Origin of the sequence: Streptomyces sp. NPDC018026, assembly GCF_044327745.1 — a bacterium.
Lineage (GTDB): Bacteria > Actinomycetota > Actinomycetes > Streptomycetales > Streptomycetaceae > Streptomyces > Streptomyces rubrogriseus.
In genome coordinates this window covers 210,121-229,897 of the sequence record NZ_JBIRFY010000015.1, presented here as the reverse complement: position 1 = coordinate 229,897, position 19,777 = coordinate 210,121, and the positions used below count along the sequence as shown (strand labels likewise).

At 72.0% G+C, this 19,777-nt stretch carries 20 protein-coding genes; 9 read left to right on the top strand and 11 right to left on the bottom strand.

What is annotated here, in order from left to right; translation table 11 throughout:
• Positions 1–159 precede the first annotated feature (159 nt).
• The 5 genes from ACH4D3_RS34485 to ACH4D3_RS34465 form a co-directional block, all read right to left on the bottom strand.
• Positions 160–1,161, bottom strand: a complete 1,002-nt coding sequence (locus ACH4D3_RS34485) for a TerC family protein (RefSeq protein ID WP_398330590.1) — start codon at positions 1,159–1,161, stop codon at positions 160–162.
• 253 nt (positions 1,162–1,414) lie between these two features.
• Entirely contained in the window at positions 1,415–3,430 is a 2,016-nt protein-coding gene (locus tag ACH4D3_RS34480) for a TerD family protein (protein WP_398330587.1), read from the bottom strand.
• Positions 3,431–3,568: 138 nt separating this feature from the next.
• Positions 3,569–4,147: a TerD family protein gene (locus ACH4D3_RS34475; RefSeq protein ID WP_052841581.1), complete on the bottom strand. Its 579-nt coding sequence runs from the start codon at positions 4,145–4,147 to the stop codon at positions 3,569–3,571.
• 142 nt (positions 4,148–4,289) lie between these two features.
• On the bottom strand, positions 4,290–6,428 hold the full coding sequence (uvrB, locus tag ACH4D3_RS34470) for an excinuclease ABC subunit UvrB (protein ID WP_398330585.1): 2,139 nt from the start codon (positions 6,426–6,428) through the stop codon (positions 4,290–4,292).
• 39 nt (positions 6,429–6,467) lie between these two features.
• Positions 6,468–7,346 (bottom strand): MHYT domain-containing protein, encoded by an 879-nt coding sequence (locus tag ACH4D3_RS34465; RefSeq protein ID WP_398330582.1) that lies wholly within the window; start codon positions 7,344–7,346, stop codon positions 6,468–6,470.
• A 291-nt stretch (positions 7,347–7,637) separates the two neighbouring features.
• Between ACH4D3_RS34465 and ACH4D3_RS34460 the strand changes: the two genes are divergently transcribed.
• Positions 7,638–8,507, top strand: a complete 870-nt coding sequence (locus tag ACH4D3_RS34460; RefSeq protein ID WP_398330579.1) for a glycerophosphodiester phosphodiesterase — start codon at positions 7,638–7,640, stop codon at positions 8,505–8,507.
• Between the two features lie 37 nt (positions 8,508–8,544).
• Complete coding sequence (locus tag ACH4D3_RS34455) at positions 8,545–9,099, top strand: methylated-DNA--[protein]-cysteine S-methyltransferase (RefSeq protein WP_398330576.1); 555 nt, start codon at positions 8,545–8,547, stop codon at positions 9,097–9,099.
• 24 nt (positions 9,100–9,123) lie between these two features.
• Here ACH4D3_RS34455 and ACH4D3_RS34450 read toward each other — a convergent pair whose 3' ends face one another.
• Positions 9,124–9,552: a VOC family protein gene (locus ACH4D3_RS34450; RefSeq protein WP_398330573.1), complete on the bottom strand. Its 429-nt coding sequence runs from the start codon at positions 9,550–9,552 to the stop codon at positions 9,124–9,126.
• Between the two features lie 140 nt (positions 9,553–9,692).
• Here ACH4D3_RS34450 and ACH4D3_RS34445 point away from each other — a divergent pair, with 140 nt between their 5' ends.
• Both ACH4D3_RS34445 and ACH4D3_RS34440 read left to right on the top strand, forming a co-directional pair.
• A complete protein-coding gene (locus ACH4D3_RS34445; RefSeq protein ID WP_398330570.1) occupies positions 9,693–10,598 on the top strand; it encodes a pseudouridine-5'-phosphate glycosidase in 906 nt (301 codons plus the stop codon).
• Positions 10,595–11,530 carry a carbohydrate kinase family protein gene (locus ACH4D3_RS34440; protein ID WP_398330567.1) on the top strand — a complete coding sequence of 312 codons (936 nt, stop codon included), beginning with the start codon at positions 10,595–10,597 and terminating at the stop codon, positions 11,528–11,530. The genes ACH4D3_RS34445 and ACH4D3_RS34440 overlap by 4 nt, the downstream gene beginning before the upstream one ends.
• 13 nt (positions 11,531–11,543) lie before the next feature.
• Here ACH4D3_RS34440 and ACH4D3_RS34435 read toward each other — a convergent pair whose 3' ends face one another.
• Complete coding sequence (locus ACH4D3_RS34435; RefSeq protein WP_398330564.1) at positions 11,544–12,338, bottom strand: methyltransferase domain-containing protein; 795 nt, start codon at positions 12,336–12,338, stop codon at positions 11,544–11,546.
• A 246-nt stretch (positions 12,339–12,584) separates the two neighbouring features.
• Here ACH4D3_RS34435 and ACH4D3_RS34430 point away from each other — a divergent pair, with 246 nt between their 5' ends.
• On the top strand, positions 12,585–13,712 hold the full coding sequence (locus ACH4D3_RS34430) for a magnesium and cobalt transport protein CorA (RefSeq protein WP_398330562.1): 1,128 nt from the start codon (positions 12,585–12,587) through the stop codon (positions 13,710–13,712).
• 30 nt (positions 13,713–13,742) lie between these two features.
• Here ACH4D3_RS34430 and ACH4D3_RS34425 read toward each other — a convergent pair whose 3' ends face one another.
• On the bottom strand, positions 13,743–14,375 hold the full coding sequence (locus tag ACH4D3_RS34425; protein ID WP_398330559.1) for a uridine kinase: 633 nt from the start codon (positions 14,373–14,375) through the stop codon (positions 13,743–13,745).
• A gap of 214 nt (positions 14,376–14,589) precedes the next feature.
• On the opposite strand from ACH4D3_RS34425, the gene ACH4D3_RS34420 reads away from it, so the two are divergent.
• Both ACH4D3_RS34420 and ACH4D3_RS34415 read left to right on the top strand, forming a co-directional pair.
• Complete coding sequence (locus ACH4D3_RS34420) at positions 14,590–15,069, top strand: DUF1772 domain-containing protein (protein ID WP_398330556.1); 480 nt, start codon at positions 14,590–14,592, stop codon at positions 15,067–15,069.
• 192 nt (positions 15,070–15,261) lie between these two features.
• Positions 15,262–16,752 carry a glutamate synthase subunit beta gene (locus ACH4D3_RS34415; protein ID WP_398330553.1) on the top strand — a complete coding sequence of 497 codons (1,491 nt, stop codon included), beginning with the start codon at positions 15,262–15,264 and terminating at the stop codon, positions 16,750–16,752.
• A 137-nt stretch (positions 16,753–16,889) separates the two neighbouring features.
• Here ACH4D3_RS34415 and ACH4D3_RS34410 read toward each other — a convergent pair whose 3' ends face one another.
• Together ACH4D3_RS34410 and ACH4D3_RS34405 are read right to left on the bottom strand one after the other, a co-directional pair.
• Complete coding sequence (locus ACH4D3_RS34410) at positions 16,890–17,165, bottom strand: DUF397 domain-containing protein (protein ID WP_003976841.1); 276 nt, start codon at positions 17,163–17,165, stop codon at positions 16,890–16,892.
• Positions 17,166–18,026 (bottom strand): helix-turn-helix transcriptional regulator, encoded by an 861-nt coding sequence (locus ACH4D3_RS34405; protein ID WP_003976840.1) that lies wholly within the window; start codon positions 18,024–18,026, stop codon positions 17,166–17,168. It lies immediately after the preceding gene.
• A 283-nt stretch (positions 18,027–18,309) separates the two neighbouring features.
• Here ACH4D3_RS34405 and ACH4D3_RS34400 point away from each other — a divergent pair, with 283 nt between their 5' ends.
• Together ACH4D3_RS34400 and ACH4D3_RS34395 are read left to right on the top strand one after the other, a co-directional pair.
• Complete coding sequence (locus ACH4D3_RS34400; protein WP_398330549.1) at positions 18,310–19,023, top strand: ATP-binding protein; 714 nt, start codon at positions 18,310–18,312, stop codon at positions 19,021–19,023.
• Positions 19,020–19,454, top strand: coding sequence for a hypothetical protein (locus tag ACH4D3_RS34395; protein ID WP_398330546.1), 435 nt, complete (start codon positions 19,020–19,022; stop codon positions 19,452–19,454). The genes ACH4D3_RS34400 and ACH4D3_RS34395 overlap by 4 nt, the downstream gene beginning before the upstream one ends.
• Before the next feature lie 18 nt (positions 19,455–19,472).
• On the opposite strand, the gene ACH4D3_RS34390 is transcribed toward ACH4D3_RS34395, so the two are convergent.
• The gene (locus ACH4D3_RS34390; RefSeq protein ID WP_003976837.1) at positions 19,473–19,655 is read right to left on the bottom strand and encodes a hypothetical protein; all 183 of its coding nucleotides are present in this window, start codon (positions 19,653–19,655) and stop codon (positions 19,473–19,475) included.
• Positions 19,656–19,777: the final 122 nt, after the last annotated feature.

The following is a 19,777-nucleotide window of genomic DNA, read 5'->3' as shown; positions in this document are numbered from 1 at the left end:
GGGGCCCCGTGGGGTTTTGGGGCCCGGGGGGCGCGGGGCCCCCCCCGCGGGGGGGGGGGGCCCCCCCCCCCCCCCCCCCCGCGGGCCCCCGGGGGGGGGGGGGCCCCGGGCCCCCCCGCGGGCCCCCGCTCCCGGAGTCCGGGCCCAGGCCCGGGTGAATCAGGCCTCGACGCTGTCCTTGCGGGTGTCGTCGCCCCCGGCGGCCGCCGCTTCCGCCGCGGCCTGCTTCTTCGAGGCGCGGAGGCTGGTGATCGTGGTGACGATCAGGACGGAGCAGATCACGCCGAGCGAGACCGGAATGCTGATCTCGGGGACGTTGACGCCGGACTCGTGCAGAGCGTGCAGCACCAGCTTCACGCCGATGAAGCCCAGGATCACCGACAGGCCGTAGGACAGGTGGACCAGCTTCCTCAGCAGACCACCGATGAGGAAGTACAGCTGTCGCAGACCCATCAGCGCGAACGCGTTGGCCGTGAACACGATGTACGGGTCCTGGGTCAGACCGAAGATCGCCGGGATGGAGTCGAGCGCGAAGAGCACGTCGGTGGTGCCGATGGCGAGCATCACGACCAGCATCGGGGTCATGATCCGCTTGCCGTTCTCCTCGATCCACAGCTTGGTGCCGTGGTACCGGTCGGCGACACCGAAGCGACGCTCCGCGGCCTTGAGGAGCTTGTTCTCCTCGAACTCCTCGTCCTCCTCGTCGGCCCGGGCCTCCTGGATGAGCTTCCAGGCGGTGTAGATGAGGAAGGCACCGAAGATGTAGAAGACCCAAGCGAAGCTGGCGAGGATCGCGGCACCGGCGGCGATGAAGACGGCCCTCAGCACCAGGGCTATGAGCACGCCGATGAGCAGAACCCGCTGCTGGTACTGGGAGGGCACCGCGAACTTCGCCATGATCAGAACGAAGACGAAGAGGTTGTCCACGCTCAGCGACTTCTCGGTGATGAAGCCCGCGAAGAACTCGCCGGCGGGCTCACCGCCGCCGAAGAGGAGCAGGCCGAGCCCGAAGAGGCCCGCCAGGGCGATCCAGACGCCGGTCCAGATGCCGGCTTCCTTGATCGATACGTCGTGCGGTTTGCGGCCGATGAAGAAATCGACCGCGATGAGGGCGGCAAGGCCCACGATGGTCAGGACCCACAGGGTCACCGAAACTTCCACTACGCCTCCGGCAGTACGTCACACGGCAGATGTCAGCGTCGTCGCTGCCGGAGGTCTCTTCCACCCAGGTGTCCGGGGCGCGTGATGCGCCCGGAACCACGGGCCGACGCCCCGGGATCTGGCCTGATCCGTATTGACGGGTACGCCGCAGCAGACAGGGAGTACTCCCCTCCGTACGGATGACAGTACCCCAATCCCCAAGGAAAGGTAAAGAGATTTGCAAATAAAGCTCAAAAGGCCAGCTCGGAGGCGGTCACCGATCCCATGAGCGGCGGGCGGCGGCGACCTGCGCGAGCACCTGCTGGAGCACCTGGCTGCCCGGCGGCACGAGCGGCGGCTCGTACGTCCAGGCATGACCGACCCACGGGTCGGCGAGGTGGTCCTCGGCCACCGGTGTCAGCCGCAGCAGCGAGCGCCACAGCGGGTCGAGGAGCGGACCGAACCCGGCGGACTCCTCGCGGTCGGCGACCATCATCAGGTGGACGCCGACGGCCGGTCCCTCGTCGGCGAGGTAACGCAGCTGGTTGACGGCACGGTCGTCGAAGCCGTGCGGGAAGTCGTTGACGATCAGCAGCTGCTGCGAGGTGTCGAGGCCGGGCGGGAGCGCGTCGGGCGCACCGCCGCGCAACGCCATCTGGACCAGGTCGACGCGCTGGGTGAGACGGGCCAGTACGTCCGCCGCCCCGGCGGCACCCTGGGCGGGCGGCGCGGCGAGCACCCCGCTCTGCGTCAGCGGCGCCAGTGCCTGCGCCCCGGACCCGGCCGGATCGATCACGTGCACGGTGAACTCGCCCGCCGGGTAGACGGCGAGCAGCCGGGCCGCGTGGGCGACGGCCGTCTCCAGGCCCAGGCGCCGCATCTCGTGGGAGTCGGCGAACGACCCGTCGAGCGAGGCGGAGCGCCCGCTGTCGATCCACAGGCCGCGCTCGAGCGGCAGCCGGATCAGCATCGGGATGCGGATGCGGTCGGCCTCCGGCAGATGGAGATCGCCCAGCCGCAGGGCCATCGGGATCTCCATGGGGACGCGGTAGGCGTGCCAGACGGGGTTGTCCCAGCGGGCGAAGGCCGTCGGCAGCGCGGGCTCGACGACCTCGGCCTCGGCGGCGAGCTGGGCGACGTCCCGGTCCAGGACCTCCCGGGCCTGGGAGACCAACTGGCCGTGCCGGGCGCGCGCCGCTTCCCTGGCCGCGTCGCCCTGCCCGCCGATCCGGCTGCGGGGGTCGGACAGGGCCTGGTCGAGCTCCTTCTCCATACGGGAGTCGGCGAAGTCGACGGCGCTGCGGTACGCGGCCGTGGTGCGGGCCAGGTCCTCGAACATGCCCCACACCTGGTTGTAGAGCCGCTCCTCCATGGACCAGCCGGTGGCGTCACCGGCGACGGGCCGGGCCGGCCTGCCCGGTTCGGACGGGGGTGCGGCAGGCGGGGGCGGGGGCGGCGCCGCGTTCTGCCGGCGCGGGTGGCTGTAGTCGATCGGTCCGCCCGCGGCGGGAGTGGACGGCTGGCCGGTGGTGGCGGGCTCCCCCGGCCCGCTCGGGTAGGGCTGCTGTCCCCCGGGGCGTCCCGGTGCCCCGGGCGCCTGTGGGCCGGGGGCGGAAGCTCCCTGGGGGTCGTACGGGGAGGCCGGCGGGACGGGGCCGCCGGGGCCGGTCCCGGGCGCGGTGCCGTGGTCCGGACGGTGCGCCGGGGCGGCGGCCGGCGGGGCCGGTATCGAACGGGCCAGTCCGCTCGCCACCGCCTCGTGGATGGTCGCCGCGAGCTGGTGGGCCTGGGAAAGCTCCTGGTCGGCGAGCAGCTCGGCGAGGCCGCCCGCGTAGCCCTGGCCGACGGCGCGCACCTTCCACGCGCCCTGGCGCCGGTAGAGCTCCAGGGCGACGACGGCGGACTCGGCCTCCAGGCCGGTGATGGTGTAGCTGGCGACCTCGTCGCCGTCGAGGTCCGTGACGGCGACGAAGGGGGCGGCGACGGCCCCGAACCTGGCCGGGCCCCGCCCGCCGGTGGGCAGGGCGAGCAGCACGCTGACACGGTGCACGGCGTCCGGCACGGCGTCCAGGTCCACCGCGAGACGGTGGTCGGCGGCGGCCTGTCGGGAGACCTCCAGGCCCGGCAGGGTGGGCGCACCGGGGTGGACCACCCGTTCGACGCCGTGGATCGTGCCGTTCTCGTCGCCGAGCGTGGCCCCGGCCACGACCGGCGTACCGGCCGAGACCCGGATCTCGAGACGAGCCCGGGGAAGCGGGTGGTTCTGTCCCCGCGTCAGCTCGGCCGTCATCGCCTTTCCCCCTGTGTCATTCGTCTGTCACCCGCGAGGCGTCACGCGGGTGAGGCCGGTCCCGCGCGGGGACCGGCCGGTTCGTGTCGGACTGCTGCGGCACGCGCTGCTGCGGGCCGGGCTGCCGCAGGCCGGCTGCTACAGGACCGGCAGGATCGCCGGCATCAGGTCCTGGAAGGTGCGGCCGTTGGCCGGGGTGCCGATGGCGGTCATCGCCCAGCCCTGGCCCGCGCGGTGCACCTTGGCCATGATCTGGGCCGTGAAGGCCCCGCCGCCGGCCAGCGTGTAGCGGGCGAGCTCCTGGCCGTTGGTCTCGTCGACCAGGCGGCAGAAGGCGTTCTGCACCTCCTGGAAGGTCTGGCCGGTGAAGGAGTTCACCGTGAAGACGATCTGGTCGATGTGGACCGGAACGCGTTGCAGGTCGACGAGGATCGCCTCGTCGTCGCCGCCCTGGCCGACACCGCCGACGAGGTTGTCCCCGGTGTGGCGCACCGAGCCGTCGTCGCTCACCAGGTGGCGGAAGAAGACGACGTCGACCGGCTGCTTGTCCGCGAAGAGGACCGCGGAGGCGTCCAGGTCGATCTCCCGGGTGCGCGAACCGAACAGGCCGCGCCGGGGAGCCGCCTGCCAGCCGAGACCCATCCGCACCGACGTCAGGCTGCCGCCGTCGCTCTTCTGCAGACTGATGGCCTGACCCTTGGTCATGTTGACGGTCACGCGCTGATCCCCTCTCGAACTGTCCCCTGTTGCCGCGGACCCCGCGGTTGACCAGAACCCTACGCAGGGGCACTGACAGTGCCCCACCCCGGTCCGCGCTTTGTGTCGGTCTTGCAACACAGCGCGTGCCCGGAGGGGGCCGTCAGGCCAGGCCCGCCTCCCGCATCTGGCGCAGTTCCTTCTTCATCTCGGAGACCTCGTCGCGCAGCCGGGCCGCGATCTCGAACTGGAGGTCGGCCGCGGCCGCCCGCATCCGGGTGGTGAGGTCCTCGATCTGCTCGGCCAGCTCCGCCGCGGGACGGTCGGTCACCGCCGTCTCCTTGGCCCTGCCCCTGGCCGCCTTGGCTCCGCCCGTCGCCTGGCCGCCCAGCGCGGGCACGGGAGCCTTGGCGCCCTTGCCCTCCTTCGCCTGACGGTAGCCCGAGCCGAGGAGCTGTTCGGTGTCGACGTCCTCGCGGGCGATCTGCGCCACGATGTCGTTGATCTTCTTGCGGAGCGGCTGCGGATCGACGCCGTTCGCCTTGTTGAACGCGACCTGCTTCTCGCGGCGGCGGTTGGTCTCGTCGATGGCCTTCTCCATCGCCGGCGTGATCTTGTCCGCGTACATGTGGACCTGGCCGGAGACGTTGCGCGCCGCGCGGCCGATGGTCTGGATGAGGGAGGTGCCGGAGCGCAGGAAGCCCTCCTTGTCGGCGTCGAGGATCGCCACCAGGGACACCTCGGGCAGGTCGAGGCCCTCGCGCAGCAGGTTGATGCCGACCAGGACGTCGTACTCGCCGGCGCGCAGCTCGCGCAGCAGCTCGACCCGGCGCAGCGTGTCGACGTCGCTGTGGAGGTAGCGGACCTGGATGCCGAGCTCCACGAAGTAGTCGGTGAGGTCCTCGGCCATCTTCTTGGTGAGGGTGGTGACCAGGACGCGTTCGTCCTTCTCGGTGCGCGTGCGGATCTCGTGCACCAGGTCGTCGATCTGCCCCTCGGTGGGCTTGACGACGACCTCGGGGTCGACCAGGCCGGTCGGGCGGATGATCTGCTCGACGGCGCCGTCCGAACGGGAGAGCTCGTAGGCGCCCGGGGTCGCCGACAGGTAGACGGCCTGGCCGATGCGCTCCTGGAACTCCTCCCACTTCAGCGGGCGGTTGTCGAGGGCGGAGGGCAGTCGGAAGCCGTGGTCGACCAGGGTCCGCTTGCGGGAGGCGTCGCCCTCGTACATGGCGCCGATCTGCGGCACGGTGACGTGCGACTCGTCGATGACGAGCAGGAAGTCGTCCGGGAAGTAGTCGAGCAGTGTGTTCGGCGGGGAGCCGGGCGAGCGGCCGTCGAAGTGCATCGAGTAGTTCTCCACGCCGGAGCAGGAGCCGATCTGGCGGAGCATCTCGATGTCGTACGTGGTGCGCATCCGCAGCCGCTGGGCCTCCAGGAGCTTGCCCTGCTTCTCCAGGTCGGTCAGGCGCTCGGCCAGCTCCTTCTCGATGTCGTTGACCGCCCGCTCCAGGCGCTCGGGGCCGGCGACGTAGTGGGAGGCCGGGAAGACGTACAGCTGCTGGTCGTCGCTGATGATCTCGCCGGTGACCGGGTGGAGGGTGGACAGGGCCTCGATCTCGTCGCCGAACATCTCGATGCGGACGGCCAGCTCCTCGTAGACCGGGAAGATCTCGATGGTGTCGCCGCGCACCCGGAAGGTGCCGCGCGCGAAGGCCATGTCGTTGCGGGTGTACTGGATGTCTACGAAGCGGCGCAGCAGCTCGTCCCGGTCGTGCTCCTCGCCGACCCGCAACGGGACCATGCGGTCCACGTACTCCTGCGGGGTGCCGAGGCCGTAGATGCAGGACACGGAGGCGACCACGACGACGTCACGGCGGGTGAGCAGCGAGTTGGTGGCGGAGTGGCGCAGGCGCTCCACCTCCTCGTTGATCGAGGAGTCCTTCTCGATGTAGGTGTCCGACTGGGGGACGTAGGCCTCGGGCTGGTAGTAGTCGTAGTACGAGACGAAGTACTCGACGGCGTTGTTCGGCAGCAGCTCACGGAACTCGTTGGCCAGCTGGGCGGCCAGGGTCTTGTTCGGCGCCATCACCAGGGTGGGGCGCTGGAGCTTTTCGATCATCCACGCGGTGGTGGCGGACTTGCCGGTGCCGGTCGCGCCGAGCAGGACGACGTCCTTCTCGCCCGCCTGGACGCGCCGGGCCAGCTCGGCGATGGCCGCCGGCTGGTCGCCGCTCGGCTGGTAGGGGCTGACGACCTCGAAGGGCGCCACCGTGCGTTCGATCTGGGAAACGGGCCGCATGGGTTCCACCGTACGACCCCGCACTGACAACGGGCCCCGTCAGCGGTTCTGCGGGGTGCGGGAGCGCCGGTGGCCGAGGGGGCGGCGGGTGCGGCGCGCGGGGTGGTGTGCCGGGTGGCGGATCGTGCGCGGGACCTCGGTGTGGGCGGGGATGCCCGGCTTCCGCTCGGCAGGGAGCACGGCGGGCCTTCCCATCACCATCAGCGGGTCGAACATGACGACGGCGCCGGCGAGGAGGAGGAAGGCGAGGGGACCGATCAGCATGGGGGCGAGCAGTTCGGCGGGCGATCCGCCGACGGAGGGCTCGGCCGTGCCGCTGAGGTGGACCTCGACCGCGGCCATTCCCGTGTAGTGCATGCCGGTGACGGCCAGCCCCATGATCAGGGCCGCACCCACACTCCACAGGAAGCCCCGGACCTGTCCGGCCGCCCACAGGGCGGCGGTGGCGGCGACCATGGCTATGACGACGGACACGGCGACGGTGAACGTGTTGTACGTCAGCTGTCCGTCCAGGTGCATCCCGGCCATTCCCAGGTAGTGCATCGAGGCGATGCCCAGGCCGGTGATGGTGCCGCCGGTGAACAGGGCGGCCCCGCGCGCGCCCCGGTAGCCGACGATGAAGATCCCGACACCCACCATGACGATGGCGACGGCCAGGCTGGCGAAGGTCATCACCCAGTCGTAGCGGATCGGGGTGTGCTCGATCGTGAAGCCCATCATCGCGACGAAGTGCATGGTCCAGATGCCGGAACCGATCGCCGCCGAGCCGAGGGCCAGCCAGCCGGGGCGCCAGGAGCGGCTGACCAGCACGGCCCTGGCGGTGCAGCGCAGACCGAGGGCGCCGCCGAGACAGGCCATGAGGTAGGCCACCAGCGGTGTGACGAGTCCGTAGCTGAATCCGTGGACCGTGCTGTGCATGTGCGGCTGCCCTTCCGCCTTCTTACGCCCCGGTGGTGTCCCGGATTCTCCTGATGTGCGCCCCCTCCCGGGACCGCGCGAACGATTCAGGGTCGAGGCAGAGAGTATGGCGTCCACCGGAATGGTCGAACGATTCTCCGGCAAAGAATCACGGTCTCGCCCCAGTTGTGCCGCCCCCGTGAGCGTAGTTGAGCAACTCCATTCAGCCTGCGGCCACTCCGTACCCCTCTTTCATTGACTCTCTGATGTCACAGTGGTGCTGTCCGTGATCGTTCGACGCGAGGAGTACGCATGCACGTGCGCGCAGTAGCCGTCACGACCACCGCCCTTCTTGGAGTCGCCCTCACGGCCCCGCTCTCGCACGCGCGAGCGGACGGGGTGGGGGACGACGGGCCCACGGTCGTGGCCCACCGGGGTGCTTCCGGGTACGCGCCGGAGAACACGCTGGCCGCCGTCGACCGGGCGGCCGAGCTGGGCATCCGCTGGGTGGAGAACGACGTCCAGCGCACCCGGGACGGCGAACTGGTCGTCCTCCACGACGAGAGCCTGGCCCGGACGACCGACGTGGAGGAGGTCTTCCCCGACCGCTCGCCCTGGAAGGTGAAGGACTTCACCGCCGCCGAGATCGCGCGGCTGGACGCGGGGAGCTGGTTCGGGTCCGAGTACGCGGGCGCGCGCGTACCGACGCTGGAGCAGTACGTGCACCGCGTGGAGCACAATCACCAGAAGCTGCTGCTGGAGCTGAAGAGCCCGGGGCTGTACCCGGGCATCGAACGGCAGACCCTGAAGGTCCTCGCCAACGAGGGCTGGCTCGACCGGCGGCACGTGGCGGGACGGCTGGTCGTGCAGAGCTTCGACGCCGACAGCATCCGGACCGTCCACGACCTCAAGCCCGCCGTCAAGACCGGGTTCCTCGGCACCCCGGCCGTGTCGGACCTGCCGGCGTACGCGGAGTTCGCCGACCAGATCAATCCGTCGTACGGTTCGCTCTCCATGAGCTACGTGTCCGCGGTCCACGCGTTCACCGGGCCGCACGGCAGGCCGCTCGAGGTCCTCACCTGGACGGTGAACGACGCGGACACCGCGCGCCGGGTCGCCGGGTACGAAGTCGACGGCATCATCACGAACAAGCCCGACGTGGTGCGGGACGCCGTGGACTGACCCGGGCGTTGTCGGTGGCGGGCCGTACCGTGGGCACATGGACAGCCACGGGCAGTACGAGCAGCAGGTCGTGTGGACCGTCGTCGGCACCGACATAGGTCCGCTGCTGCTGGCCGCCACCCACGACGGTCTCGTCAACGTCGTGTTCCACGCCACCGACGCCACGCGCGGCCGGGCGCTCGAAAGACTCACGGCCCGGCTGGGCACGGAGCCCGTCGAGGCGCCCGGCTCCCCGCTGCTGGCCGAGGCGATACGCCAGGTGGAGGCCTACTTCGCGGGCCGCAGGCGCGACTTCGAGCTGCCGTTGGACTGGTCGCTCATCTCGGGCTTCAACCGGCAGGTGCTGCGCGAGCTGGCGTCCGGCGTCCCCTACGGCTCGGTCGTCGGCTACGGCGACCTGGCCGGCCGGGTGGGCCGGCCGGGTGCCGCCCAGGCGGTGGGCATGGCCATGGGGGCCAATCCGCTGCCGGTCGTCGTGCCGTGCCACCGGGTCGTGGAGAGCGACGGCGGCATCGGCGGGTTCGGCGGCGGCGTGGACACCAAGCGGCGGCTGCTCGCGCTGGAGGGTGTGCTGCCCGAGCCGCTGTTCTGAGGGGCGGACAGCGGCCGGGCGGGGCTACTCGTAGTGCCGGGCCTCGATGATGTTGCCGTCCGGGTCGCCGAAGTAGAAGCTTCGCCTGGCCATGCCACGGGCGCCGTAGGAGTCGTACGAGAGGTCCGAGACGGGCACGGACTGCTCCTCCAGGCGGGTGCGCAGGGCGTCGAAGTCGTGCGGGGACAGCGACACGCAGATGTGGTTGACGGGATGCCCGGAACTGGCGTCGGCGCCGGGCAGCATGCGCATGCGGTCCGCCATGGCGTGCGGTGCGAGGTCGAGGATGGTCTCGTCGTTGAGACGCACGGAAGGGAAGCTCACGGTCCCTGCGGCGTACTCGGTGATGCGCAGCGGCTCGAGGCCCAGGTTCTTCTCGTAGAAGCCGGCCGCGGCGACCGGGTCGCGCACCCAGAGGACGATGTGGTCGAGACGTGTCGTGTTGTCCGTCATGGCTCCCAGGCTCACGGTTGGCTCCGGGGGCCGCAAGGGGCCCGTTCCGGCGCCGTCGGGTTTGGCCCGGTCCCGCACCCGCCAGGGATGAGGGGAGACCGGAGCCGAGGGAGAACCGTCGGACAGGAGGCACGCTCGTGATGCTGGTGGTGTCGGAAGAGGTGCGGGAGGCGGTGGACGCGCGTCGCCCCGTGGTGGCCCTGGAGTCCACGATCATCGCGCACGGCCTGCCCCGCCCGCGCAATCTGCTGGTGGCGCGGGAGCTGGAGGAGGCGGTGCGGCGGGAGGGCGCGGTACCGGCGACGATCGCCGTGCTGGACGGCCGGCCGCATGTCGGCCTGGACAAGGAGCAGCTGGAACGGGTCGCCAACGAGGACGGCATCCGCAAGCTGGGACACCGGGACCTGCCGCTCGCGGTGGCCTCCGGCGCGAGCGGGGCGACCACCGTGTCGGCGACCGCCCTGCTGGCGGACCTCGCGGGTGTACGGGTGTTCGCGACCGGAGGGCTGGGCGGCGTCCACCGGGAGTGGACGGTGACGCAGGACGAGTCGGCCGACCTGGGTCTGCTGGCCCGCACCCGGATCACGGTGGTCTGCGCGGGCGTGAAGTCGATCCTGGACGTACCGGCGACCCTGCAGCGGCTGGAGACGCTGGGGGTCGCCGTGGCCGGTTACGGCACGGACCGCTTCCCCGGCTTCTACCTGTCCGACTCGGGGCATCCGGTGGACTGGACGCTGGACGACCCGCAGCAGGTGGCGGCGGTCATGCGGGCGCAGGACGCGCTGGACGGACCGCGGTCCGCGCTCGTGGTCGCCAACCCCGTTCCCGAGGAGGAGCAGCTCGATCCCGCGCTCCACGCGCGCGTGCTCGCCGACGCGCTGCACGCCTGCGAGGCGGAGGGTGTCACGGGCCAGGCGGTCACGCCGTTCCTCCTCGAACGCCTGGTGCGGCTCACCGACGGCGCCTCGCTGAGCGCCAACCTGGCTGCGGTGCGGGGGAACGTGCGGCTGGCGGCCCGGATCGCGGCGGCCTGGACCGGGGCATGAGCCCGGCCCCGGGCCGTGCGCTGCTGGTCGTCGGGGACGTGGTCACCGACATCGTCGCCCGGCACCGGGGACCGCTGGCCCCCGGCACGGACACCGCCGCCGCGGTGCGGCGGCTGCCCGGCGGGGCGGGCGCCAACGTGGCCTGCTGGGCCGCGCACGAGGGGTGCGGAGACGTGCGGCTGCTGGGCCGGGTGGGCACCGACGCGTCCGCGTGGCACGAACGGGAACTGACGGCGTGCGGGGTGCGTCCGCTCCTCGTCGTCGACGCGGCGGCGCCCACCGGGACGGTGATCTGCCTGGTCGACACCGCCGACTCGGCCGAGCGGACGTTTCTCACCGACAGCGGGGCGGCGTTGCGGATCGGGCCGGGCGACTGGTCGGACATGCTGCTCGACGGCGTGGGCCGGCTGCACCTCTCGGGCTACCTCCTCTTCTCGGAGCCGGGCCGCGCCCTGGTGGCGGTCGCCCTGGCGGCGGCCCGCGCGCGGGGGGTGCCGGTCAGTCTGGACCCGGCGTCGGCCGGGTTCCTCGCCGCGCTGGGCGTCGACCGCTTCCTCGGCCTGGTCGGGGGCGTGGACGTACTGCTGCCCAGCCGTGACGAGGCGTGTCTGCTCACGGGCCTGCCCGACGTGGCGGACGCGGCGGCGAAGCTCAGCCGGCACGTACCGCTGGTGATCGTCAAGCAGGGGGCGAAGGGAGCCCTGGTGGCACGGTCCGGCACCGTGGGCGCGCGGGTCGCCGCGGTCGCGGCGGCACCGCGGGACAGTACGGGCGCCGGTGACGCCTTCACCGGAGCGTTCCTCGCCGCACTGCTCGCGGGCGCGGAGGCCGAGGAGGCCACGGCCGCCGGGTGCCGGGCGGGCGCACGGGCGGTCGAACGGGTGGGCGGGAGACCGCCACGGGCGGCCGGCCGGGGACCGGGCGGCGGTTAGCGGGACTCAGGGGTCACCCCTTGCGTCCCCACGCCGAGATCATCGGCGCCGTCGCGAGGTCCATGCCGCCGGACGCCACGTTCGCGAGGTGGCGGTCGATGTCGTCGTGGGTGGCCACTCGGGCGGCGACCAGCTGATCGCGGACCTGCCGTACCGTCGCGGACTCCAGCGCGGCGCACGCGGGCGAGGTGACCGGGAAGTAGGCGTCGGCCTCCACTCTGCGCAGTCCCGCCTCCCGGAGCAGCCGGGGCAGCCGGCGGCCGTAGGAGAGGTCGGCCCCGCGACCGGACAGCAGTTGGCGGAAGCCGTGCCGGAGCCGGTTCGCCAGCTCCTGCTCGGGTCCGTGCTCGTCGGGGCAGAGCAGGGGCTGGAGTGCCGGGTCGGCGTCCTCGACCAGGAGGCGGCCGCCGGGACGCAGGGCCCTGATCATCGACCGCAACGCCCTGTCCCGGTCGGGGACATGGACGAGGACGAGTCGGGCGTGGACCAGGTCGAAGCCCTCCCCGGGCGGTTCCTCCGCCCCCACGTCGTGCACGCGCACCTCCACCGGCGGCCGGCCGGCCGGGGCGACCCGCGAGGTGTCGATGTCCGTCGCGAGGACCCTGCCGGTCGGCCCCACCCGCTTGGCCAGCCACGACGCCACGGAGGTGCCTCCGGCTCCGACCTCCCAGCAGCGCCAGCCGGGGCCGACGCCGAGTGCCTCCAGGTGCCGGAACGTCGTGGGATCGAAGAGCGTGGCGAAGGCGTCGAAGCGCTCCGCCGCCTCGGACTGCCCGTTGTCGAGGAGGTATCCGTCGGTTCGCGTCATGCTGCGATCATCCCAGTTGTCCCGCTTGCCCGATGGGGGCGACGCTCCGGCACCCGGGCCTCCTCCGCGACGGCCGGGCCGGTCCGGGACTAGGCGTGCGGCTGACCCGAGTGGCCCGTCCACAGGCGGGAACAAAGCGGAATCCCCCGTTTCCACAGGCCCGTTCGCCGTTCCCGCCGGCCTGGCAAACTGGCCTGCCAAGGCGCGGGAAGCACAGCGCGAGGGGACCCACGCGAGGAGATTCGGATGACCATGGCGGGCAATCTGCGGAAGGTCACGGGGCTGGGCAGGGTCGGCGGCCTGCGGAAGGTGGCACGCCTGGCCCGCCGGCGCCCCCGGGTGGACCTGAGTCACCCCGCCCGTTCCCCGCTGGGCTCCTCGGTGGTGAACTGCGTGACCTACCGGGACGGTGTCCGCATGCCCGAGGCCGGCGATCCGGTCGACGTCGTGGCGCGGATGCGCAGGCGCGGGGCGGGCTTCGTCTGGCTCGGTCTGCACGAGCCGACGGACCAGGAGTTCGCGGGTGTCGCGGAGCTCTTCGAGCTGCATCCGCTGGCGGTGGAGGACGCGATCGAGGCCCACCAGCGACCCAAGGTGGAGCGGTACGGAGAGACGCTCTTCGCCGTGTTCAAGACGGTCTGCTACGTGGAGCACGAGGAACTGACGGCCACGAGCGAGGTGGTGAGCACGGGCGAGATCATGGTGTTCGCCGGGCCGGACTTCGTGATCACCGTGCGGCACGGGAGGCACGGCTCGCTGGGACCGCTGCGGGAAGGACTGGAGTCCGATCCGGCCCAGCTCGCCAAGGGCCCCTCCGCGGTGCTGCACGCGATCGCGGACCATGTGGTGGACGACTTCCTGAGCGTCATCGAGTCGGTCCAGGAGGACATCGACCATGTCGAGACGGAGGTGTTCGCGGACAACGGCGCGCGGGTCGACCCGGGGCGCATCTACCAGCTCAAGCGTGAACTCCTGGAGCTGCGCCGGGCCGTGGTGCCGCTCGGCCGCCCGCTGGAGGAGCTGGCCACCCGGCCGTTCCGGGTGGTCGAGCCGGAGATACAGGCCTACTTCCGCGACGTCGCCGATCATCTGCTGCGGGCCACCGATCAGATCGCGGCGTTCGACGAACTCCTCAACTCCATCCTCCAGGCCCACCTGGCCCGCGTGACGGTGGCGCAGAACGAGGACATGCGGAAGATCACGGCCTGGGCCGCCATCGTCGCGGTGCCCACGATGGTCTGCGGCGTGTACGGCATGAACTTCGACCACATGCCGGAGCTGGGCTGGCGGTACGGCTACGGCCTGGTCATCGGCGTGATAGCCGTCGGCTGCCTGGCCCTGCACCGGGGCTTCCGGCGCAACGGCTGGCTCTGAGGGGCCGCCGCACCGGGTCGGCCGGCCGGTTCAGCCGCTCCAGGCGGGATGCCGTGGATCGTCGGCGCGCACCAGGACGTCGGCGGTGCCCGACGGGTCGGTCTCCTGGTCGTAGCGCTCGAAGGCGGGCAGGGTCCACTGCTCGGTCTCGGGGGTGCGGCGACGCAGGGCGCCCGGGGTGAGGACGAGATGGACGCTCAGATCGAGGGGGAACCAGTGACGGAGCAGAAAGGGCCCGTGGAGCAGCAGCGTGCCGCCGGGCGGGAGTTGGGCGTAGGGGCTGCGGGTGGCTCGGTCGGTGACCGGGTCCCACAGGTCGGGCAGGACCCGCCCGTCGCCGCCGGGACCGACGGGATCGAAGACCTCGCGCCACAGGGCACCGGTGTCGTACCAGCCGTTGTAGTAGGACTCGGCGTCCTGGTGCCCGTACTCCAGACGCAGCGAGGCGGGTCGCAGGAAGCCCTCCGTGCCGACGACGAGGGAGGGGCGTCCGCGCACCCGCAACGCCTCACCGACCCGTTCGGCGAGGTCGCCGGGCCGGGCGGCGGGGGCGCCGTCGAGGGCGACGCGCGTCCAGGCACTGCCGTCGGTGGGTTCCAGGTCGAGCAGTCGCTCGGCGAGCCGGTCGCCGAGCCGGTCCCAGGTGATCGCTTCCAGTCGCACCCGCCCATGATGCGTCAGTTCCGGTGTCGGCCGGCGCGCCGGTCGTCGCGCCGGGCAGCGCTCCGCCCTCCTGGACGCTCGCGCATGGGTTCGCGGCGCTCGGCCATGGTCACCGTGCCGGTGGGGCGGTTGACTTGGGGTGATCGACGGGCGGTGGCGCCGGGAGGGCGTGCACCGGGCCGACAGTTACTCGACGGGTGGGAGTTGACGCGACATGGACGAGGGACCGTACTTCGTGCTGGCGGTGCTGGGTGTGATCGGGACCGGTGTGAGCGCCGGTGTCTTCTGTGCCTTCTCCACCTTCGTCATGCGGGGGCTCGCCGCGCTGCCGCCCGCCCAGGGGGTCGCCGCGATGAACTCGATCAACACGGCCGCGGTGCGGCCGGCCTTCATGTCCGTGTTCCTCGGGACGGCGGCACTGGCCGCGGTGATCGCCGTGGTCACGCTGGGGCTGTGGCCCGAGGAGGCGGCGGTGGAGCTGCTGCTGGGCAGCGGGCTGTACCTGGTCGGGTCGTTCGGGGTGACCGTGGCTGCCAACGTGCCGCGCAACGCCGCGCTGCTCCGGCTGGAGCCGGGCTCCGCGGAGGCGGCCGAGCGCTGGCCGGCCTATGTGCGCGAGTGGACGGCCTGGAACCACGTGCGTGCGGTTGCCTCGGCCGCCGCGGCGGTGGCGTACGTGCTGGCCCTCACCTGAGCCGGCCGCGGCACGGGCTGCGGCGCACCGACCCGGCGCGCACCGACCCGGCGCGGTCCGGCCCGGCGCGGTCCGGCCCGGGCGAGAAGCCGCCCGGCGCTCTGCGCGCGGAGCGGACCGGTCGTATCGTGGAGCGCGTGAGCGCCGTCGCCCGGCGCACGGCCGGCCACTGCGCAGGCAAGGAAGACGGTCATGGCCGATCCCAAGGGTTTCCTGACGACGCCCCGCGAGGAGTGGCCCCGCAGACCGGTCGACGAGCGGGTCCGGGACTGGGACGAGGTGTACGTCCCGGGAGCGCTGCTGCCGATCGTCGGCCGGCAGGCCGACCGGTGCATGGACTGCGGCGTCCCCTTCTGCCACGAGGCCTGTCCTCTGGGCAACCTGATCCCGGAGTGGAACGACCTGGTCTCCCGGTCGGACTGGCGGGCGGCGAGCGAGCGGCTGCACGCCACGAACAACTTCCCGGAGTTCACCGGCCGGTTGTGTCCGGCGCCGTGCGAGGCGGGCTGTGTGCTCGCGATCAACCAGCCCGCCGTCACCATCAAGAACGTCGAGTGCGCGATCGCGGACATGGCCTGGGAGGAGGGCTTCGTCCCGCCCCGGCCGCCGGAGCGGCTGTCCGGGAGGACGGTGGCGGTGATCGGTTCGGGACCGACGGGGCTCGCGGCGGCGCAGCAGCTGACCCGGGCCGGGCACACGGTCGCGGTGTACGAGCGGGACGACCGGATCGGTGGGCTGCTGCGGTACGGGATCCCCGAGTTCAAGATGGAGAAGCGGCACCTGGAGCGGCGCGTCGGCCAGATGCGGGCGGAGGGGACGAGGTTCCGTACGTCGACGGCGGTCGGACGGGACGTGGACGCCGCCGCGCTGCGAGCTCGCTACGACGCGGTGGTGATCGCCACCGGGGCGACGGCGTGGCGCGAGCTGACCGTGCCCGGCCGGGAGCTGGCGGGGGTGCATCAGGCGATGGAGTACCTGCCGCTGGCCAACCGGGTGTGCGAGGGCGACCTCGACTGCTCCCCGCTGTCCGCCGCCGGGAGGCACGTGGTCGTCGTCGGTGGTGGCGACACGGGCGCGGACTGTCTCGGTACGGCGCTGCGGGAGCGGGCCGCGTCCGTGACGCAGCTGGACATCTACGCACGGCCGGGTGCGGAGCGCGACGAGCGGACCGAGCCCTGGCCGACCTGTCCGCGCCTGTACCGGCTGTCGGCGGCGCACGAGGAGGCACGCGATGTGCGCTCCGCGCCGGCGGCGGACGCGGACGCGCGGCTGTTCGCGGCGTCCACGCTCCGCTTCACCGGCGACGAGCGGGGGCACGTGCGTGCGCTGCACCTGGTCGGGGTGGACGCCGGGCGCCGTCCGCTGCCCGGCAGCGAGCGGTCGCTCCCGGCGGACCTGGTCCTCCTCGCCCTCGGCTTCTCGGGGCCCGACCGGCAGGACGGGCTCGTCGACGGGCTGGGACTGGACATGGAGCCCCGTGGCACGATCGCCCGGGACCGGGACTTCGCGACCAACGTCCCGGGCGTGTTCGCCGCCGGGGACGCGGCGCGCGGGCAGTCACTCGTCGTCTGGGCGATCGCGGAGGGGCGGGCGGTGGCGGCGGCCGTGGACCGCCACCTGTCCGGCGGCAGCACCCGGCTGCCGGCCCCCGTCGGCCCGTACGACCGGCCGATGACGGCCTGACCGGGGTGCGGCCGGACACCGGCCCGGACGTACTCGGTCCTTTCCGCCGAGCTGCCGGTCGTACGTCCGCGCGGGGCGATGGGTGATCAACTCAGTGCCAAACAGCTTAAAAACAACAATCAAAAAAAGGGTGCATCTCAGGACAGAAGGAAGTCCGCCTCTCCCGCCTTCGCTCCCTCGATGAAGGCCGTCATCTCGGCGGAGGTGTAGATCAGCGCCGGCCCGTCCGGGTCGGTCGACTGCCGTACCGCGATCCGGCCGTCGGCGAGCTTCATGGCCTCCAGGCAGTTGCCTCCATTGCCTCCGCTCCACGGCTTGTGCCAGCCCTCGCTGCCCAGGTCACGGGCGGGCATGCCGTTGTAGATCCGCTCGGCGCGGTTGAGTGGCGAGCGCTGGGGCTTGATGCGATTCATTCACAGCTCCTTGCGGAGATCCCGGAGGATCTCCTTCGTGCGATGTGCCGTGGCGGCCTGCGCCGCCATGCGGTCCATGACCTCGAGGTGGGTCGCCACCTCTGCGCGCGCGTCGAGATAGACGGCGCCGGTCAGGTACTCGCTGTAGACCATGTCCGGCAGTTCCGGCATGGCGAATCGGAACAGCACGAAGGGCCCGTACGTGCCGGGGTGCGGCCCGCTGGAGAACGGAGCGATCTGCAGCGTCACGTTGGGCAGCTTCGTGGCCTCGAGCAGCCGGTCGATCTGGGCACGCATCACCTCCGGCCCCCCGACGGGGCGGCGCAGCGCGGTTTCGTCCATCACGACCCACAGCCGGGGTGCGTCCTTACGGGTGAGCAGTTCCTGGCGTTGCATGCGCAGGTCGACGTGGCGCTCGATGTCGTCGGGCCGGGTCTGCCCGATGGCTCCCGAGCGCAGCACACCGCGTGCGTAGTCCTCGGTCTGCAGCACCCCGGGGACGAAGTGGGGCTCGTAGGCACGGATCAGGGAGGCCGCGCCCTCCAGGCTGACGTACAGCGAGAACCAGCCCGGGAGGATGTCGTGGAAGCGCTGCCACCACCCCGGTTTGTTGGCGTCCTCGGCCAGCTGGACGAACGCGTCGGCCTCCTCGTCGCCGACGCCGTAGGCCTTCAGCAGGAGCTGGAGGTACGGGATCTTGAGGGCGACCTCGGCCATCTCCATGCGGCGGACCGTGGCGGGGGCGACGCGCAGGATGCGGGCGGCTTCCTCGCGCTTGAGTCCCGCCCGTTCCCGCAGGTCCAGCAGGCGCCGGCCGAGTACGACCTGGCCGACCGTCGGCGCGGACCGCGGCTCGCTCACCGCCCACCTCCTGAAGAGTCCCGAAAGATTCCCTGCGTCCCAGAGTCCTTGCGTCCCTGTTTTCCTGTACGGACAGCCTCGGCGAGGCCCGGCGTGCCCTGGTGCGGACAGCCCGGCGGCGCCATTCGAAGATCTGTTCGAAAACCCGGTGAGGTCTTCGACGACCTGAAGTGGCGCCGCTCGACGTGCTGTTGCGAGCAGTGTGCCACGGCCGTCCAGAACGTCACACAGCACTCTGCATTTTTCAGAGTGACACTTGCCAAGTGTTCACGGCGGGGCGATAGTGGCAAGCGTGATTCCGTCCGCGCCCTTAGGAACAGACGCCGCCGCGGGCTCCCTGGGCCTCGGTGCCGCCATGGGAGCCGGCGCTTCGGGAGCCGCCGCCGCCGAGCGCCGGTTCCGTTTCGAGCTGGCCGCTCATCCGGGTTCTCCCTCACAGGCCAGACGCCTGACACGGGCCCGGCTGAGCGGCTGGGCAGTGTGCGAGGACACCTGCGACACCGCGGCCCTGGTGGTCTCCGAGCTGGTGACCAACGCGATCGTGCACACGGCGAGCAGACACATAGTGTGCGAGCTGCACGACGCCGACGACCTGGTCCGCATAGCCGTGCGCGACGAGGGCTGCGCCCCGGGCCAGCCCCACCCCTCGGCCGATCAGCAGCCCGAGGACGAGCACGGCAGGGGCCTGATCCTCGTCGACGCCCTGTGCGAGGCCTGGGGCGCCCACGAGCACGGTCCCGGACTGCTGGTCTGGGCGGAGCTGCTGCGCAAGGCAGACGAGCCGCGCGACCCCGCGGAGCCCCACAACGACCTGGGCTGGGGCGCCCGGCCGAAGCCCGCCCCCACGGATGACACGGGAGACGAGGGCGAGGCCGAGTCCCGACGCCGGGAAGACCACCGGCCGCGCGGAGCCTGGGGAACCACAGCGGCCCGGGGGACCACAGAGAGCCGCAAGGGCCGGGAAACATTCCGTGGAACGGGGACCGAATGGCTATGAGGGCCGCGTCCGGCGTCCGACCGCTCGGTCTGGACACGATGGTCCGCCTCCAGCGCGGACGGCACACCGCCGGAACACCTCGGAGACTGCTCGTGCCGGACGGTATGACGGCACCGCTGGGCTGCGACGCGGTGGCCGTGCCCGCCCGCCTCGGCCAGCAGGTGCTGCCCCGGCTGCCACGCGTGGGGTGCGTCTACGCCGATGAGACGCACTGGTGGTGGATCGTTCCGTCCGACTCCGACTACGCGCTGGAGTGGCCCGCCCCCGCGCGTTACGCGACCGGTGCGGTCCTACCGGGCTCCACCAGCCCGCCCGCCCTCATCCACCGCTCGGACGGCACGGTTCCCTACACGCCGCCGATCCCGCTGTACCTGGCCCTGTGCCGGCTGACGAACACGACGCCCACCTGGTCGCGGGCGGTGAGCGCGTAGCAGCCGGGCGGCGGCGCGTCAGGCCGCCGCGTCACCCGCGGTGTCGCGGCGCACGACGACCAGGAACATGTCCGTCGCGAGGTCCATCACGACCTCGGCGGGCATACCTTCCAGACGCCGCGCCTGTGCGAACTCCTCCGCCGGCCAGGATCCCCGCGGTCCGCCGGCGGGAAAGCGTTCGAGCACCGTTCGCCCGTTCACTCCGCACCTCCATGTAGCGCTGTACTCGTAGAGTTAAACGCCAACCATGGAGCGGACGCCTCGCGTGGTGATGGTACTGAGACATAGTTGACACCCGTTCACCGCAAAGGGTGAGCGGTGCC

Bases quoted from the DNA above. Each gene is read 5' to 3' on its own strand.
- ACH4D3_RS34480 (WP_398330587.1), bottom strand. From the start codon at position 3,430: ATGACGGCCGAGCTGACGCGGGGACAGAACCACCCGCTTCCCCGGGCT.
- uvrB (WP_398330585.1), bottom strand. From the start codon at position 6,428: ATGCGGCCCGTTTCCCAGATCGAACGCACGGTGGCGCCCTTCGAGGTC.
- ACH4D3_RS34465 (WP_398330582.1), bottom strand. From the start codon at position 7,346: ATGCACAGCACGGTCCACGGATTCAGCTACGGACTCGTCACACCGCTG.
- ACH4D3_RS34460 (WP_398330579.1), top strand. From the start codon at position 7,638: ATGCACGTGCGCGCAGTAGCCGTCACGACCACCGCCCTTCTTGGAGTC.
- ACH4D3_RS34455 (WP_398330576.1), top strand. From the start codon at position 8,545: ATGGACAGCCACGGGCAGTACGAGCAGCAGGTCGTGTGGACCGTCGTC.
- ACH4D3_RS34450 (WP_398330573.1), bottom strand. From the start codon at position 9,552: ATGACGGACAACACGACACGTCTCGACCACATCGTCCTCTGGGTGCGC.
- ACH4D3_RS34445 (WP_398330570.1), top strand. From the start codon at position 9,693: ATGCTGGTGGTGTCGGAAGAGGTGCGGGAGGCGGTGGACGCGCGTCGC.
- ACH4D3_RS34440 (WP_398330567.1), top strand. From the start codon at position 10,595: ATGAGCCCGGCCCCGGGCCGTGCGCTGCTGGTCGTCGGGGACGTGGTC.
- ACH4D3_RS34435 (WP_398330564.1), bottom strand. From the start codon at position 12,338: ATGACGCGAACCGACGGATACCTCCTCGACAACGGGCAGTCCGAGGCG.
- ACH4D3_RS34430 (WP_398330562.1), top strand. From the start codon at position 12,585: ATGACCATGGCGGGCAATCTGCGGAAGGTCACGGGGCTGGGCAGGGTC.
- ACH4D3_RS34420 (WP_398330556.1), top strand. From the start codon at position 14,590: ATGGACGAGGGACCGTACTTCGTGCTGGCGGTGCTGGGTGTGATCGGG.
- ACH4D3_RS34415 (WP_398330553.1), top strand. From the start codon at position 15,262: ATGGCCGATCCCAAGGGTTTCCTGACGACGCCCCGCGAGGAGTGGCCC.
- ACH4D3_RS34410 (WP_003976841.1), bottom strand. From the start codon at position 17,165: ATGAATCGCATCAAGCCCCAGCGCTCGCCACTCAACCGCGCCGAGCGG.
- ACH4D3_RS34395 (WP_398330546.1), top strand. From the start codon at position 19,020: ATGAGGGCCGCGTCCGGCGTCCGACCGCTCGGTCTGGACACGATGGTC.